Annotated in this window: 17 protein-coding genes; 6 read left to right on the forward strand and 11 right to left on the reverse strand. The window is 58.0% G+C overall.

What is annotated here, in order from left to right; all coding sequences use genetic code 11:
- Positions 1-43: 43 nt before the first annotated feature.
- The 5 genes from ruvC to NHU87_RS16945 all read right to left on the reverse strand — a co-directional run bounded on the left by ruvC (position 44) and on the right by NHU87_RS16945 (position 4,197).
- Positions 44-568: a crossover junction endodeoxyribonuclease RuvC gene (gene ruvC / locus NHU87_RS16925; protein WP_007897036.1), complete on the reverse strand. Its 525-nt coding sequence runs from the start codon at positions 566-568 to the stop codon at positions 44-46.
- 158 nt (positions 569-726) lie between these two features.
- Positions 727-1,473, reverse strand: a complete 747-nt coding sequence (locus NHU87_RS16930) for a YebC/PmpR family DNA-binding transcriptional regulator (protein ID WP_253550918.1) — start codon at positions 1,471-1,473, stop codon at positions 727-729.
- 129 nt (positions 1,474-1,602) lie between these two features.
- On the reverse strand, positions 1,603-3,378 hold the full coding sequence (aspS, locus tag NHU87_RS16935; RefSeq protein WP_253550920.1) for an aspartate--tRNA ligase: 1,776 nt from the start codon (positions 3,376-3,378) through the stop codon (positions 1,603-1,605).
- Positions 3,379-3,500: 122 nt separating this feature from the next.
- Positions 3,501-3,722: an FmdB family zinc ribbon protein gene (locus tag NHU87_RS16940; protein WP_010457489.1), complete on the reverse strand. Its 222-nt coding sequence runs from the start codon at positions 3,720-3,722 to the stop codon at positions 3,501-3,503.
- Between the two features lie 136 nt (positions 3,723-3,858).
- The gene (locus NHU87_RS16945) at positions 3,859-4,197 is read right to left on the reverse strand and encodes a ribbon-helix-helix domain-containing protein (RefSeq protein WP_253550922.1); all 339 of its coding nucleotides are present in this window, start codon (positions 4,195-4,197) and stop codon (positions 3,859-3,861) included.
- 464 nt (positions 4,198-4,661) lie between these two features.
- On the opposite strand from NHU87_RS16945, the gene NHU87_RS28425 reads away from it, so the two are divergent.
- The gene (locus NHU87_RS28425) at positions 4,662-5,264 is read left to right on the forward strand and encodes a cold-shock protein (protein ID WP_301271480.1); all 603 of its coding nucleotides are present in this window, start codon (positions 4,662-4,664) and stop codon (positions 5,262-5,264) included.
- A gap of 56 nt (positions 5,265-5,320) precedes the next feature.
- Here the strand turns inward: NHU87_RS28425 and NHU87_RS16955 are convergent, their stop codons facing one another.
- Both NHU87_RS16955 and NHU87_RS16960 read right to left on the reverse strand, forming a co-directional pair.
- Positions 5,321-5,527, reverse strand: a complete 207-nt coding sequence (locus tag NHU87_RS16955; RefSeq protein ID WP_253550924.1) for a SlyX family protein — start codon at positions 5,525-5,527, stop codon at positions 5,321-5,323.
- A gap of 3 nt (positions 5,528-5,530) precedes the next feature.
- Positions 5,531-5,956 (reverse strand): HIT family protein, encoded by a 426-nt coding sequence (locus NHU87_RS16960; protein WP_253550926.1) that lies wholly within the window; start codon positions 5,954-5,956, stop codon positions 5,531-5,533.
- A 146-nt stretch (positions 5,957-6,102) separates the two neighbouring features.
- On the opposite strand from NHU87_RS16960, the gene NHU87_RS16965 reads away from it, so the two are divergent.
- Together NHU87_RS16965 and NHU87_RS16970 are read left to right on the forward strand one after the other, a co-directional pair.
- On the forward strand, positions 6,103-6,294 hold the full coding sequence (locus NHU87_RS16965) for a hypothetical protein (RefSeq protein WP_253550928.1): 192 nt from the start codon (positions 6,103-6,105) through the stop codon (positions 6,292-6,294).
- A 561-nt stretch (positions 6,295-6,855) separates the two neighbouring features.
- Positions 6,856-8,208: an OprD family porin gene (locus NHU87_RS16970; protein ID WP_253550930.1), complete on the forward strand. Its 1,353-nt coding sequence runs from the start codon at positions 6,856-6,858 to the stop codon at positions 8,206-8,208.
- Between the two features lie 143 nt (positions 8,209-8,351).
- Here the strand turns inward: NHU87_RS16970 and NHU87_RS16975 are convergent, their stop codons facing one another.
- A complete protein-coding gene (locus NHU87_RS16975; protein WP_253550932.1) occupies positions 8,352-9,194 on the reverse strand; it encodes a mechanosensitive ion channel family protein in 843 nt (280 codons plus the stop codon).
- Positions 9,195-9,325: 131 nt separating this feature from the next.
- Positions 9,326-9,811 (reverse strand): YajQ family cyclic di-GMP-binding protein, encoded by a 486-nt coding sequence (locus NHU87_RS16980; RefSeq protein ID WP_007906601.1) that lies wholly within the window; start codon positions 9,809-9,811, stop codon positions 9,326-9,328.
- Positions 9,812-9,951: 140 nt separating this feature from the next.
- On the opposite strand from NHU87_RS16980, the gene NHU87_RS16985 reads away from it, so the two are divergent.
- The 3 genes from NHU87_RS16985 to NHU87_RS16995 are packed head-to-tail and all read left to right on the forward strand — an operon-like array spanning position 9,952 to position 13,535.
- Entirely contained in the window at positions 9,952-10,869 is a 918-nt protein-coding gene (locus tag NHU87_RS16985) for a putative 2-dehydropantoate 2-reductase (RefSeq protein ID WP_253550934.1), read from the forward strand.
- A 45-nt stretch (positions 10,870-10,914) separates the two neighbouring features.
- Positions 10,915-12,951, forward strand: a complete 2,037-nt coding sequence (locus NHU87_RS16990; protein ID WP_253550936.1) for a sensor histidine kinase — start codon at positions 10,915-10,917, stop codon at positions 12,949-12,951.
- A gap of 2 nt (positions 12,952-12,953) precedes the next feature.
- Positions 12,954-13,535, forward strand: a complete 582-nt coding sequence (locus NHU87_RS16995) for a cob(I)yrinic acid a,c-diamide adenosyltransferase (RefSeq protein ID WP_253550938.1) — start codon at positions 12,954-12,956, stop codon at positions 13,533-13,535.
- Positions 13,536-13,674: 139 nt separating this feature from the next.
- Here NHU87_RS16995 and NHU87_RS17000 read toward each other — a convergent pair whose 3' ends face one another.
- Positions 13,675-14,619, reverse strand: a complete 945-nt coding sequence (locus NHU87_RS17000; RefSeq protein WP_253550940.1) for a Nudix family hydrolase — start codon at positions 14,617-14,619, stop codon at positions 13,675-13,677.
- Positions 14,616-15,248: a glutathione S-transferase family protein gene (locus NHU87_RS17005; RefSeq protein WP_253550942.1), complete on the reverse strand. Its 633-nt coding sequence runs from the start codon at positions 15,246-15,248 to the stop codon at positions 14,616-14,618. The genes NHU87_RS17000 and NHU87_RS17005 overlap by 4 nt, the downstream gene beginning before the upstream one ends.
- Positions 15,249-15,252: the final 4 nt, after the last annotated feature.

Raw genomic sequence — 15,252 nt, forward strand, 5'->3', positions numbered from 1 at the left:
AGGCGCAAAACCCTCATTCCATAAAAAATGATTGCTGATGCTATCAGAGACGCAGGCGCCCGCCACGACTGCGTGCTGTACCCAGACCATGAGGCAAGAGGCTGGAACGGGTGTGAGCGTGGCAAATCGCGATGGCCAGGGCATCCGAAGCATCGATTTGCGGCTTGCTGGTCAATTTCAGCATGTGCATGACCATCATTTGCACCTGTTCCTTGTTCGCCCCGCCAGTGCCGGTCACCGCCTGCTTGACCTGGGTCGCGGTGTATTCAGCGATTTCCAGGCTTTCCTCGGCACCGGCCACGATGGCTGCGCCTCGGGCCTGACCGAGCTTGAGGGCAGAGTCGGCATTGCGGGCCATGAAGACTTTTTCGATGCCCATGGTCACCGGGCCGTAGGTCTGGATCACTTCACGCACGCCCCGATAGACGATTTGCAGACGTTCATGCAGCTCGCCGGAACCCGTGCGAATGCAGCCCGACGCCACGTACACGCAGCCACGCCCGGTATCGCGCACCACGCCATAACCGGTGATACGCGAACCGGGGTCGATACCAAGAATTAAAGTCATAACGCCTGCGGGTTAGGTAAGAGCACGATATTCAATACAGCGAATAACAAATGTGGGAGCTGGCTTGCCTGCGATGGCGTAGGCACATCAAACAACGATGTAGCCTGACACGCCGCCATCGCAGGCAAGCCAGCTCCCACATTGGATCTTAGTCGCCCTTATCCGAGCTGAGCGGCCACCGACTCCGGAATGTCGGCGTTGGAATACACGTTCTGCACGTCATCCAGGTCTTCGAGCATGTCGATCAGCTTCAGAACCTTCTCGGCGCCTTCCAGGTCCAGTTCGGCACTGGTGGTCGGCAACATGACGATCTCCGCGTCATCGCCCTTGAAGCCGGCGGCTTCCAAAGCGTTACGCACGGAATAGAAGCCGGCGAACGAGGTGAACACGTCGATCGAACCGTCTTCGTGGGTCACCACGTCATCGGCGTCGGCCTCCATGGCCGCTTCCATCAATGCATCTTCATCAACACCTGGGGCGAAGGAAATCTGGCCTTTGCGCTCGAACAGATAAGCCACCGAACCGTCGGTGCCAAGGTTGCCGCCGCACTTGCTGAACGCGTGGCGAACAGCCGCTGCGGTGCGGTTGCGGTTGTCGGTCATGCATTCGACCATCACCGCCACACCGCCCGGGCCGTAACCTTCGTAGGTCAGTTCGACCATGTCATCGGTATCAGCGGCGCCGGCGCCGCGAGCAACCGCGCGGTCGATGATGTCGCGACTCATGTTCGCACCCAGCGCTTTATCCAGCGCCAGACGCAAACGCGGGTTGGAGCCTGGATCAGCGCCGCCCTGACGAGCAGCGACCGTCAGTTCACGAATCCACTTGGTGAAAATCTTGCCCTTCTTGGCATCCTGACGTTCTTTGCGGTGCTTGATGTTCGCCCACTTGGAATGACCCGCCATAACTCGCTCCGAATTATCTTTGAAACATTGCCCGCCACGTCATGATGCGCCAGCCAGCAAAAAAAAATCTCGACCCTATCTATAAAAGAAAGGGCGCATCCGTAGATGCGCCCCCCCCTCAGGTCAGCCTTACTCAGTCTTTGGCGTTTCGCGCAGACGAATGTGCAGTTCGCGCAATGCCTTGGCATCCACCAGCCCCGGTGCCTGAGTCATGACGCAGGCAGCGCTCTGGGTTTTCGGGAAGGCGATCACTTCACGGATCGACTGGGCGCCGGTCATCAGCATCACCAGACGGTCCAGACCGAAAGCCAGACCACCGTGCGGCGGCGCGCCGTATTTCAGGGCGTCGAGCAGGAAGCCGAACTTCTCTTCCTGTTCCGCTTCGCTGATACCCAGCAGACGGAACACCGACTGTTGCATTTCCTTGCGGTGGATACGGATCGAACCGCCACCCAGCTCGGTACCGTTCAGGACCATGTCGTAGGCACGGGACAGCGCGGTTGCCGGGTTGGCTTCCAGTTCTTCCGGCGTGCACTTCGGTGCGGTGAACGGGTGGTGCAATGCGGTTAGGCTGCCGTCGTCGTTCTCTTCGAACATCGGGAAGTCGACGACCCACAGCGGGGCCCATTCGCAGGTCAGCAAGTTCAGATCATGACCGACCTTAATCCGCAGCGCGCCCAAGGCTTCGCTGACGATCTTGGCTTTGTCGGCGCCGAAGAACACGATGTCGCCATCGACTGCACCGACGCGATCGAGGATCACGTTGAGGTTGGCCTCAGGGATGTTTTTCACGATCGGCGACTGCAGACCTTCAACACCGGCAGCGCGCTCGTTAACTTTGATGTACGCCAAGCCCTTGGCACCATAGATGCCGACGAACTTGGTGTAGTCGTCGATCTGCTTGCGCGGCATGCTCGCCCCGCCCGGAACGCGCAAGGCGGCGATACGGCATTTCGGGTCATTGGCCGGGCCGCTGAACACCTTGAAGTCGACTTCCTTGAGCTGGTCGGCAACGTCTACCAGTTCCAGCGGGTTACGCAGGTCCGGCTTGTCGGAACCGTAACGACGCATGGCCTCGTCCCAGGTCATGTGCGGGAAATCACCGAACTCCAGACCCAGCACTTCCTTGAACAGGTTGCGGATCATGCCTTCGGTGAGGCCCATGATGTCTTTTTCATCGAGGAAGCTGGTTTCGATGTCGATCTGGGTGAATTCAGGTTGACGGTCGGCACGCAGGTCTTCGTCGCGGAAGCACTTGGCGATCTGGTAGTAACGATCGAAGCCGGCGACCATCAGCAGTTGCTTGAACAGCTGCGGCGATTGCGGCAAGGCGAAGAAGGAACCGGCGTGGGTACGGCTCGGCACCAGATAGTCGCGCGCGCCTTCCGGAGTCGCACGGGTCAGGATCGGCGTCTCGACGTCGAGGAAGCCGTTCTCGTCCAGGTAGCGACGAATGCTGGTGGTCATGCGCGAACGCAGACGCAGCTTTTCGAGCATTTCCGGGCGACGCAGGTCGATGAAGCGATAACGCAGGCGGGTTTCTTCGCCGACGTCGGAGAACTCGTTCAGCGGGAACGGCGGGGTTTCCGCTTCGTTCAACACTTCCAGTTCATAGCCCAGCACTTCGATCATGCCCGAGGCCATGTTGGCGTTGCCGGCACCGGCCGGACGCAGGCGCACCTTACCGGTGACCTTGACCACGTATTCGCTGCGCACGCGATCGGCGGCGGCGAAGGTTTCAGCGCGGTCCGGGTCGAACACCACCTGGGCCAGACCGTCACGATCACGGATATCGAGGAAAATCACCCCACCGTGGTCACGACGACGGTGGACCCATCCGCAAAGGGTAATTTCCTGGCCTTCCAGGCTTTCGTTCAGTTGGCCGCAATAATGGCTGCGCATCATGGTAGTGGTTTCGCTTCTCGTAATTCGAAATTCGGTTGGAGGTCTTGCCGCACCCTCGCACTTGAATAAGGTGCCGGATGATGCAAGAGCTCGCGCGTGTCATTCAGCCCGGGCGCTAGACCCTAGTCAGCTTTGTCGCCACCGGCCAGATTCTTCTTGGAACCGGTCTTGAAATCGGTTTCGTACCAGCCGGTGCCGCTGAGGCGGAAACCCGGCATGGACAGCATCTTTTTAAGCTCTGGCGCTTGGCAGGCAGGGCAGTCGACCAGCGGTGCTGCGCTGATCTTTTGAATGGCTTCCAACTGATGACCACAGGAAGCACATTGATAGTCGTACATCGGCATGGGGGTTGTCTCGGCGATCAGATTGCTACCGCGCATGCTGGGCTTTGCGGCAAAGGGCGGGATTATATCCATTAAATGCAGCCTGTGCAGCCGTAAGACTGCACAGACCGACACTCGACACGATCAACCGCCACCGCTAGGCCATGACGAGGCAACTTCCCTCCTTCAGGCTGTGCACGACGCAGACAACCCGCACCAGCCCGGTGAAATTTTTCACCCCGCCATGGCGCAAATGCACTTCGCGATCCACATGGGACAACAGCGCACTGATCGAGCAGCGATTGACCTTGGCCATATCACTCAAAATATCCCAATAAACCTGCTCCAGTCGCAAACAGGTCGCAAAGCCATTCAAACGCACTGACCGGGATAATGGCTGGGCCAGGCCCATATCGAATTCGCTGACAAATGAATCAATCCTCACTTCCTTGAGTGGACCGACCCTCCCCTCGCTTCGTTTCTCTTGATAAACCATACCATTGACACTCCTTTGCCATCCTTGCTGCTTATAGGATTCATATTCCGTTTCCTTATAAAAGCGCAGGCGTACAGGGATATCCAGATGACTTTATGACCATCGACGTAGGATAAGCCAACAACAGAGGGGAGATCATGGAGCACGTCCTAGGCCGGACGATTTCCTACGAATACGGACGCAACATCACTCAAGGAAAGGCAAAAGATCCGAGGAACACAGCGCGCAAACAATACTCGGCAAGCGTTATCCGCTCAGCGGCCAGAAGCAAGCACCGCCGGACTGCCTGATTTGAGTAGCTGCCGGCTTTGCTGTTAAATAGGCAGTGTGTCGCTACCCCCTATTTTTCCGGGGGCTGCGCATAGGCTGATAGCGGGTACGTGTCCAACGCCTCTTATTGTTCTGAAGCGAACCGTGCTCCATCAGCTCTTCCTTGTGATCCGTCTTAACGTGAGTTAATCAAAATGTTGAAAATCGTCCACCTGCTAATGGGCGCAGCAGCCTTGCTGCTGTCCTTCATCCCTAGCCTGCGATCCGAAGCGGTACCTTACCTGCAACAACCCGATGCGCTGTACCTGGCCTTTTTCGGCCTGCTGAACCTCACCCTTGCACCTGTTATCCCTTACTGGAACAAAGGCCCGCGTCATCAACTGCAAAATCTGGTCAGCGCCTTGCTGGTTCTGGCTGTGGTATTGCAAACACTGACATTGTTCGCCCCGATGCCTGTCATCGCCGGTCAACCTGCCGTTCTGTTCAGTCTGGTCGTTGCCCTGATCGCCATTCTTTTGCACCTGGCCGTCAGCTTCTATAAATCCTCACCAGCCGCCGCCTCGCCAAGCTATGACATGAGCAACCGCGATACCGGCACCGTTAAATGGTTCAACACCTCCAAAGGCTTCGGCTTTATTTCCCGTGATTCCGGCGATGATATTTTCGTGCACTTCCGGGCAATTCGCGGCGAAGGCCACCGTGTTCTGGTCGAAGGCCAGCGCGTGGAGTTTTCTGTCATGAACCGTGACAAAGGCCTGCAAGCCGAAGATGTGATCGCCGCCCTGCCGCGCCGCTGATTCCAAGGCTAAAAAAAACCGCGAACAATCGTTCGCGGTTTTTTTTTGCCTGCATTTCAGTAATGCGGCGGTGGCGCTTCTTCTTCGAAGGACTCGAACTGGCCGACCATTTCCTCCTGACGCTTGAGTAGCGCCATCATTTGCAGTTGCAAGCGCTCAACCGCATGCTGCTGCGCCGCCAGCACATCATTCAATGTCTGGATGGTGTCATCCTGAAACGCCAACTGGCTTTCCAGATCAGTAACGCGCTCTTCCAGACTCATGACTTAACCCTCCAGAAACGTGAAGTCATCGGTCAACACCAGACGCAACCGTTCGCGAATCGTCGCGATCTGCTCTGGATTGTAGGGTTTGGCCTGCTGATTACCCCAGACCGGGGCTGGCCAGGCGGCGTCCTCACGCTTGCGCACAATCACATGCATGTGCAACTGACTGACGACATTACCCAGGGCCGCGACGTTCAACTTGTCCGCATCGAATGAGTCCTTGAGCATTTCCGCCAGCGCGGTCGTTTCCTGCCACAGCTGCTGTTGATCTGCGACATCTAACTGAAATATCTCACTGATATCCTCGCGGCGGGGCACGAGGATGAACCACGGGTAATTCGAATCATTGGACAACAGCAACCGACAGAGCGGGAAATCGCCGATAGGCAATGTGTCTTGTTGAAGTCGTGGATCTAAAGCGAACACAGCGCGCACTCCCCTCTAGTGATCTTTTTTCAGCTTAGCGCCCATACCAAAAGACGGCGCGCCAAGCGACAGGACGGCAGCATACCCGCGAACGCCATGCGCTTCACGACGAACTGCCGCCTGCAGCGTCCTCCGGGCGCCCCGACATGAGCCATTTTGAGCCGGGGCGCACCATTAAAGAACCAGGCAATCCCACGAAAAATGCCGAAATGACCGAGAAACGGCGGGCTGTTCGATTCGGTCACAAAACGACACTGTGTGAATTCGGTACAGCAATTGAAATTTTTTGCACCAAAACCGCACAACGCGTCTACGCTCAGTGCGTCAGCATCCGCTAACTACTCACTGACGGGGTGAACCGGTAACGTTTTTGGTTGTCGCCCCCATCAGTTCGAAGTGGCAACCACGATGCGAAGGATGGCGTCAAGCTCAAGTAAAACGAGCGTGAACCCCCCGGTTTTATGAGGTTTTTACAGCAGCAGGCAGGCCTTCGAAAAAAAACAGCAACAGAATTCCGATTTGTGCACGCTTGTTGCATTCACATCCGTATCGTCTATAAGCGCTCCGCTGGAAGTGGAAGCTTAAGGCCAATAAAAACAGTGGCAGGGTTGCCCGATGGAGATTCAAGTGCAGGACCCAGGGACTCTTTTTTACCGATGCTCAAGTCATGGAAAACAACGTTGAAGTTGTCAGTCCGATTGCGTCGGGATTGTGAATTTGCGACATTCACCCAGCCATTTGCGACAGGGTCGTAAAGAAGCTGAAAGGTTAGATGTGCAAGTATCGCCAACATGGTCGGCGTGATATAAGTTTGCGCCGACACAAAAAGAAAGAGCCGCCCGGATAATAAAACAGGCGGGACGGCAGTACTCTTCTAAAAACCAAAGGAGCAAATCACGATGCGCGTGATGAAGTGGAGCATGATCGCACTGGCAGTTGCCGCAGCAGCCAGTACTCAAATGGCTACGGCCGCACCGTTTGTAAGTGACCAGGCTGAAGCCAAAGGTTTTGTTGAAGACGCCAAGTTCGACTTGCTGCTTCGCAACTATTACTTCAACCGTGATAACAAAGATCGCGCCCGGGACGTGAAAGACTGGACCCAGGGCATCTGGGGCAACTTCAGCTCCGGTTACACTCAGGGTACCGTAGGCGTCGGCGTTGATGCATTCGGCTACCTGGCCGTCAAACTGGACGGTGGCGATGGCACAAGCGGCTCAGGCAACATGAGCCGCGGCGCCGTCGATTTATCCGATGACAGACGTATTCGCCACGCCAACGACAGCCAAGGTAAGGCAGGCGGATCCATAAAGGCCCGTATCTCCAAAACCGAGTTGAAATTCGGCGAAATGCAGCCAAGCACCTCACCAGTGTTCGCTATTGGCGGCTCCCGGATCCTTCCTCAAACTGCCACGGGCTTCCAGCTGCAGAGCAGCGAAGTCAAAGATCTTGATCTGGAAGCCGGTCACTTCTATTCGGCCACCAGCCAGGATAATAACTCCAGCAAAGGCGGCCTGTTCGCCAACTACGCTGGCGTAGAAGCCAACTCCATCGACTACTTCGGTGGCAAGTATGGCATCACCGACAACCTGAGCGCGTCGCTGTACGGTGCCAAGCTGGAAGACATCTGGAACCAGTACTACGCCAACTTGAACTACACCATCCCAATGGGTGGCGATCAGTCGCTGAACCTGGACGGTAACATCTACAACACCAAAGATACCGGTGACGCCGAAGCTGGCGAGATCAGCAACACCACGTTCTCCCTGGCAGCCGCTTTCTCGTTCCTGAAAGCGCACACCATCACCGTCGCCTTCCAGAAGGTCAACGGCGACACTCCGTTCGACTACATCGGTGTGGGCAAGAACAACCGTGGCGGCGACTCGATCTTCCTCGCCAACTCCATCCAGTACTCTGACTTCAACGCTCCTAACGAGAAGTCTGCCCAGGTTCGTTACGACCTGAAAATGGCCGAGTACGGCGTTCCAGGTCTGAGCTTCATGACCCGTTACGTAAAAGGTTGGGACATCGACGGTACCAACACGCCAACAGGCAGCGCTTACGACGGCCTGTACGGCGAAGATGGCAAGCACAACGAAACCAACTTCGAAGCCAAGTACGTTGTTCAGTCTGGCCCGGCAAAAGATCTTTCCTTCCGCATTCGTCAAGCATGGCACTTCGCTAACGCCGACGAAGGCGAAGGCGATGTCAAAGAGTTCCGCCTGATCGTCGACTACCCGATTTCGGTTCTGTAATTACCGAAAGTCAGTTCGCGGTAATCAAAAAGGCCCATCTTCGGATGGGCCTTTTTTATTGGGTACAACACTGCGTTTAACAGATCGGACTCTTGCAGAACATGCCTGACCGAAAGGTCAGACATTAGCTGAAAGACCAATCATTACACCGTTGCCGATTCCTGAACCACTCGAATAACTCGCTGCGGAAACGGAATATCGATACCCGCGGCCTTCAAACGATCTCGGGCGTGCTCGTTAAACATGAACAGTACATTCCAGTAATCAGCAGTCTTGACCCATACTCGCAGCGAAACAGTGATCGAGCTTTCGCCCAGCATGGAAATGACCGCTTCCGGTGCCGGATCAGTCAACACCCGCTCATCCCTGGCCAATTCCATTAACACTTCACGGGCCTTTTGCAGATCCGCGTGGTGATCCACACCGATATCAAACACTACTTTGCGTGTCGTTTGACGGTTGGTATTGGTGATGATGCCGTTCGACAGATTACCGTTAGGCACGATGATGGTTTTGTTATCGCCAGTGCGCAGTACAGTGTGAAAGATCTGAATGCTGTCGACAGTACCGGCAACACCTTGGGCTTCGATCCAATCACCGATGCGGAACGGGCGGAACAACAGAATCAGCACGCCACCGGCGAAGTTCGCCAGACTGCCCTGCAACGCCAGACCGATTGCCAGGCCGGCAGCACCAATGGCCGCGACGAACGACGTGGTTTCCACACCGATCATCGACGCTACGCTGACAATCAACAGAACCTTGAGGATGATGTTCGCCAGGCTGCTGATGAAACCTTGCAGCGCCAGGTCGGCGTTACGCAACGCCAGCAGGCCACCGAGTTTTTGCGTGACCTTGTTGATCAGCCACCAACCGATGGCCAGGGTAATCACCGCCAATAGCACGCGGCTGCCGTATTCCATGATCATCGGAACCCAGGCTTGGGATGCCTTGACCAGGTTGTCCACTTCAGCATTCAAATCCATCTTCTTTCTCCTGATTTCCGGCTACCCGGCACGCAAAAAATGAGCGGCAGAAAGACCGAACCCATGGGGGATTCAATCGTTTCTGCCGTTGCTGGGGCCTCGGACGTCGAAAACGTCGAGAGGTTCCCGCTTTAGTCGCGGAAGTTATTGAACTGTAGCGGCATGTCGAACGTCTTGGCGCGCAGGGCGGCAATCGCTTCCTGCAAGTCATCACGTTTCTTGCCGGTAATGCGCACTTGCTCGCCCTGAATGGCGGCCTGGACCTTGAGCTTGGCGTCTTTGACGTGAGCGACGATTTTCTTCGCCAGTTCTTTGTCGATGCCTTCCTTGAGGACCGCTTCCTGCTTCATCAACTTGCCCGACGCGTAGGCGTCCTTGACTTCAAGGCACTGCACGTCGATCTTGCGCTTGACCAGGGCCAGCTTGAGGATCTCGATCATCGCTTCGAGCTGGAAATCGGCTTCCGCGGTCAGGTTGACGGTCAGGTCTTTTTCCTTGAACTCGAAGGTGCCTTTGCCTTTCAGGTCATAACGACGATCGAGTTCCTTGACGGCGTTCTCGACCGCGTTGGTGACTTCGTGTTTGTCCAGTTCGGATACCACGTCGAACGACGGCATGTAATCTCTCCAATAAAAAGGCACGCTCGATAACGATGGAGCGCGCTTGGCTTGCGGTTAAAATCGGGCTCATTATAACGGGTCTTTTCCAACCGATACTGCGAGCCTCACATGCCAGCGTCAAACCGAGCAAAAAGCTGATGTCCACCCCTTGGCATATTCTGGGCGCCGGCAGCCTCGGCACCCTTTGGGCCACACGTCTGGCGCGGGCCGATGTGCCAGTCAGGCTGATCGTGCGGGACGCGGCGCGCTTGCAGGCCTATCAGGCGGCGGGCGGGCTGACGCTGGTCGAACACGGCGAAGCGCAGCTGTATCCGGTGCCCGGTGAAACAGCCGACAGCGACGAGCCCATCCGCCGTCTGCTGGTGGCTTGCAAAGCCTACGACGCCGAAAACGCCGTGGCCCGGCTCGCCCACCGCCTGACACCCGACGCCGAGCTGATCCTGTTGCAGAACGGCCTCGGCAGTCAGGACGCGGTTGCCGCGCTGGTTCCTCAGGCGCGCTGTATCTTCGCCTCCAGTACCGAAGGCGCGTTTCGCGACGGCGACTGGCGCGTGGTGTTCGCCGGCCACGGCTACACCTGGCTAGGAGATGTCGGCCATCCGGTAGCGCCGATCTGGCTGGAGGACTTGAGTGCCGCCGGTATTCCCCATGAGTGGAGCACCGATATCCTCACAAGGCTGTGGCGAAAACTGGCGCTCAATTGTGCGATCAACCCGCTGACCGTGCTGCACGAATGCCGTAATGGCGGTTTGCAGCAACATCATTGCGAAGTCGCCACCCTGTGCGCCGAGCTCACCGAGCTGCTGGAGCGCTGCGGCCAGCCGGCGGCGGCGCAAAACCTCCAGGAGGAAGTCGAACGGGTGATCCAGGCCACCGCCGCGAATTTTTCCTCGATGTACCAGGACGTTGCGAATCAGCGCCGCACTGAAATCAGCTACCTGTTGGGTTATGCCTGCAAAGGCGCGTCCCGGCATCAGTTGAACCTGCCCCACCTCAGTCAATTGCAGCAGCGCTTGATCGCCCATCTGCGCAGCCTTGGATTGCCCAGCGACTGAGCAGCGGATACGCTGGCCACTTGTTCCTTTTCAGCGATGAACCCGATGCCATTGCGCCAGCGCCTTGAAAACCTTCCAGTCGGCCAGAAATTGCTGGCCGCCCTGCTGGTGCTGTTGACCACCGTTTTGCTGGTCGCCAACCTGACCTTTATCAGCGCCGCCTATTACATCTCTCAGGAAAGCATGGCGCCCCAGGCCTTGCAGACCATCGGCCGGCTGGTGTCCAACCCGAGCCTGATCTCCGACGCCTTGAAGTCGCCGCAAACCGCCGAGCGCCTGCTCAACGAACTCAACAGCTATACACCGCTGCGCGCGGCAGCTCTCTATGATGGCAAAGGTGTGCGTCTGGCGCAGTTGCAGCAGGGAGACAAGCTCAACCTGCCGGAGCACTACCGGCACCTCGAAGCCTGGCAAGCCACGGAGTTTCGCAGCAATCAAGTGATCACCCTGCCCCGCCCCGGTACCGCGCCGGGGCATTTGCTGCTGGTGGCCAGCAGCGAATTACCGATGGCGTTCTACACCGGGACCCTGACCGCCAGCCTGGGGATTTTGATCTTCAGCGTGCTGCTGTGGCTGGTGATTGCCCGGCAGATCAAACGCCTGATTACCCAGCCGATTCATCAGCTCGAAGAGTTGTCCCGGCAAGTGACCCGGGAAGAGAACTACGCCCTGCGCGCCTCTCGCGGCAACCACGACGAAATCGGTAGTCTCGCCGAAGCGTTCAACACCATGCTCTCGCGCATCGAGGCCCGGGAGCAGCAACTCAAGCGCGCTCGCGACGATTCCCAGGCTGCCTACGACCAAGCCCAAGGGCTGGCCGAAGAAACCCGTCATACCAACCGCAAGCTGGAGCTGGAAGTTCAGGTGCGCAGCAAGATCGAAAAGAAACTCACCGGTTTCCAGAACTACCTCAACAGCATCATCGACTCCATGCCGTCGGCACTGATCGCCCTCGACGAGCAGCTCTACGTGACCCAGTGGAATCAGGAGGCCAGCGCCCTGTCCGGCACGCGCCTGGCCGAAGCCTTGAACCAACCGATCTTCCTCGCCTTCGAACCGCTCAAGCCGTTCCTGCCGCAGCTCAGGCAAACCGTCGAACAGCACACGGTGGCGAAGATCGAGCGTGTTACCTGGCTCAAGGACGACGAGCCACGGCATTACGCCCTGACGTTCTACCCGTTGATGGGCGGTGCCGGGCGCGGCGTGGTGATCCGGATCGACGACATTACTCAGCGTCTGTCGCTGGAAGAAATGATGGTGCAGTCGGAGAAAATGCTCTCGGTCGGTGGCCTCGCCGCCGGCATGGCTCATGAGATCAATAATCCATTGGGCGCAATCCTGCACAACGTGCAGAACATACGTCGGCGCCTGTCACCCGATCTGCCGAAAAACCTCGAACAGGCCGAGCAACTGGGCATCGAACTGGAAACGGTCAACCAGTATTTGAAAGCTCGCGAAGTGCCGCAGTTACTCGATGGCATTCAACAGGCTGGCGCCCGGGCGGCAAAAATCGTGACGCACATGCTCAGCTTCAGCCGCCGCAGTACCCGGCAAATGGCGCCGTGCGATTTGCCTGCGCTGATTGATCAAGCAGTGGAAATCGCCGGCAATGACTTCGACCTCGCTATCGGCTTCGACTTCAAGGGCCAAGCAATCATTCGCCAGTTCGATCCGGCACTGGGCCCGGTGCCCGGCACCGCCAACGAACTGGAACAGGTGCTGCTCAACCTGCTGAAAAACGCCGCGCAAGCCATTCACCAGCGCACAGATGATCGCGAACCGGGGCGGATCATTCTGCGTACAAAACTGAATCCGCCATGGGCAGAAATCCAGGTCGAGGACAACGGCATCGGCATGAGCGAGAGCGTGCGCAAACGCACGTTCGAGCCGTTCTTCACCACCAAGGAAATCGGTCAGGGCACCGGCCTTGGGCTCTCGGTTTCGTACTTCATCATCACCAACAACCACAAGGGCCAGATGGAAGTGCAATCGACGCCGGGCCAAGGCACTTGCTTCACCTTGCGCCTGCCGTTGTCGGGCACTGCGGTGGTCTCTCAAGAACTCAATCAGCTGTCGAGGTAACCATGGGCTTTCGCTTGTCGAAGATATACACCCGCACTGGCGACAAAGGCGAAACCGGGCTCGGCGATGGCCGCCGGGTGCCCAAGGACCATCCGCGCATCGAGGCCATTGGCGAAGTCGATACGTTGAATAGCCAGGTGGGTGTATTGTTGGCCGGGTTGGCGGCGCAAAGTGATGCGTATCCGGGCTTGAACGAAGTGATCGAGGTATTGGCGCCCTGCCAACATCGGTTGTTCGACCTGGGTGGCGAACTGGCGATGCCGGTGTATCAAGCACTGAACACGGCAGAAATCGAGCGGCTGGAAGCGGCGATCGATGTGTGGAATGAAGAGTTGGGGCCGCTGGAGAATTTCATCCTGCCCGGCGGTTCCGCGCTGATTGCCCAGGCTCATGTATGCCGCTGCCTGGCGCGCAGTGCCGAGCGGCGCTGTCAGCAGTTGAATGCGATCGAGCCGCTGGCCGGGGTTGGCTTGGCGTATATCAATCGGTTATCGGATTTGTTGTTTGTGGCGGCGAGACTGATTGCCAAGCGTCAGGGGATTGCAGAGATTTTGTGGCAAGCGGCTGCGAAACCAGGGGTTTAGTGATCGTTCCCACGCTGCGCGATGATCGTTCCCACGCTCTGCGTGGGAATGCAGCCCGGGACGCTCTGCGTCCCATCAAGAGCCGAACGCGGAGCGTCCGTTGAGGCATTCCCACGCAGAGCGTGGGAACGATCGAGTGCTAGGCCTCAGGCCAAAACGCCCGAATCCCCGCCACCCCCTGCGCCCCCGCTGCCCAGGCTTTCTGCCGCTCTGCCGGGCCGACCCCACCCAGCAAAAATACTGGTTTGCTGAAGCCCTCGATCAAGGTCGAAGCCTGTTCCCAACCTAATGGCAGAGCATCCGGATGAGTCTGCGTCGGCTGCACCGGCGACAGAGTCACGAAGTCCACGCCCATTTGTTCGGCCAGCGCCAGTTCTTCAGCATTGTGACAGGACGCTGCCAACCAGCGCGAAGCCGGTAGCGGTCGCCCGGCCGCCGCATACTTGCGCAGCTGCGCCGAAGTAATGTGCCAACCGGCGGACGGGAAGTCCCCCAGCCATTCAAACGGCCCTTTGATCATCAACTGCGCCTTGCCAGCACACAGCCCCGCCGCGTCCACCGCCAGATCTCGATATTGCGGGTCATAGCCGTTGGGCGCGCGCAACTGAATCAACTTGATGCCGCCAGCGATGGCTTTCTGAATACCGCGCAGCAAGGCCGGAGTTTCCAGGCCCTCTGGGGTAATCAGGTAGTCGCCGGGCAAGCGTGCAGCGGCGACGATCGGCTGGTTGGCGGCCGGGAACTCGTAGTCCACCAGCTCCCGCGCGCTCACCCAGGCCAAAGGCTGACCTTCGGCGCCATGGGGTTCGCCGGTAAACGCCGAGACCTCCCAGACATCCAGCAACACCTGCTTGTCCGGGTAATCGTGGCGGACCTTGATCATCGGCCGCGCGGTGTTGACCACAATCCCCAGCTCTTCGTGAAGCTCGCGAGCCAGGGCCGTTTCGACGGATTCGTCATCCTCGACCTTGCCACCGGGGAACTCCCACAAACCGCCCTGATGCTGGGTGTCGGCACGGCGGGCAATGAGGATCTTGCCGCTGCTATCGCGGATAACCGCGGCTGCTACATGGACTCGTTTCACCGCTCTATTTCCTCCAGACCCGCCTTCTGCCAAGCCTTGAAGGCTGGCCATTGGTAGATGGTTTCGACATAGGCCGCGTCGACCTCGGGCAGCTTTACCTGATAGGTGCGCAGGCGTACGGCGATCGGTGCAAAAAACGCATCGGCCAGGGTCGCGCCGCCAAACAGGAACGGCCCGGTTTCAGTCGCGGTGGCACGACATTCAGCCCACAACGCCAGCATGCGCTCGATTTCAGCCTGAACCTCAGGCGGCATTGGCGACAGTGGCGCGTCGTGGCTCAGGTCGAACGGCATATTGCTGCGCATGGCGAAAAAACCGCTGTGCATCTGCGCGCACGCCGAACGCGCCTGGGCACGGGCGGCAGTGTCTTTGGGCCAGAGGTCGGCGCCGGGGAATTGTTCGGCCAGGTACTCGGCAATCGCCAGGGAATCGGCGATGGTGCCGTGTTCGGTTTTCAGCAGCGGGACTTTCCCGGTCGGCGAATGCTTGAGCACGCGCTCGCGAGTGTCCGGCTGGTTCAGCTTGATCAATTCTTCGGTGTAGGACGCACCGGTCAGGTCAAGGGCCAGTGCGGCGCGCAGGGACCAGGAGGAATACAGTTTGTCGCCGATGATCAGGTGGAGGCTCATGTGT

Source organism: Pseudomonas mandelii (assembly GCF_024138395.1).
Classification (GTDB): Bacteria; Pseudomonadota; Gammaproteobacteria; order Pseudomonadales; family Pseudomonadaceae; genus Aquipseudomonas; species Aquipseudomonas mandelii_E.

Bases quoted from the DNA above. Each gene is read 5' to 3' on its own strand.
- ruvC (WP_007897036.1), bottom strand. From the start codon at position 568: ATGACTTTAATTCTTGGTATCGACCCCGGTTCGCGTATCACCGGTTAT.
- NHU87_RS16930 (WP_253550918.1), bottom strand. From the start codon at position 1,473: ATGGCGGGTCATTCCAAGTGGGCGAACATCAAGCACCGCAAAGAACGT.
- aspS (WP_253550920.1), bottom strand. From the start codon at position 3,378: ATGATGCGCAGCCATTATTGCGGCCAACTGAACGAAAGCCTGGAAGGC.
- NHU87_RS16940 (WP_010457489.1), bottom strand. From the start codon at position 3,722: ATGCCGATGTACGACTATCAATGTGCTTCCTGTGGTCATCAGTTGGAA.
- NHU87_RS16945 (WP_253550922.1), bottom strand. From the start codon at position 4,197: ATGGTTTATCAAGAGAAACGAAGCGAGGGGAGGGTCGGTCCACTCAAG.
- NHU87_RS28425 (WP_301271480.1), top strand. From the start codon at position 4,662: ATGTTGAAAATCGTCCACCTGCTAATGGGCGCAGCAGCCTTGCTGCTG.
- NHU87_RS16955 (WP_253550924.1), bottom strand. From the start codon at position 5,527: ATGAGTCTGGAAGAGCGCGTTACTGATCTGGAAAGCCAGTTGGCGTTT.
- NHU87_RS16965 (WP_253550928.1), top strand. From the start codon at position 6,103: ATGAGCCATTTTGAGCCGGGGCGCACCATTAAAGAACCAGGCAATCCC.
- NHU87_RS16970 (WP_253550930.1), top strand. From the start codon at position 6,856: ATGCGCGTGATGAAGTGGAGCATGATCGCACTGGCAGTTGCCGCAGCA.
- NHU87_RS16975 (WP_253550932.1), bottom strand. From the start codon at position 9,194: ATGGATTTGAATGCTGAAGTGGACAACCTGGTCAAGGCATCCCAAGCC.
- NHU87_RS16980 (WP_007906601.1), bottom strand. From the start codon at position 9,811: ATGCCGTCGTTCGACGTGGTATCCGAACTGGACAAACACGAAGTCACC.
- NHU87_RS16985 (WP_253550934.1), top strand. From the start codon at position 9,952: ATGTCCACCCCTTGGCATATTCTGGGCGCCGGCAGCCTCGGCACCCTT.
- NHU87_RS16990 (WP_253550936.1), top strand. From the start codon at position 10,915: ATGCCATTGCGCCAGCGCCTTGAAAACCTTCCAGTCGGCCAGAAATTG.
- NHU87_RS16995 (WP_253550938.1), top strand. From the start codon at position 12,954: ATGGGCTTTCGCTTGTCGAAGATATACACCCGCACTGGCGACAAAGGC.
- NHU87_RS17005 (WP_253550942.1), bottom strand. From the start codon at position 15,248: ATGAGCCTCCACCTGATCATCGGCGACAAACTGTATTCCTCCTGGTCC.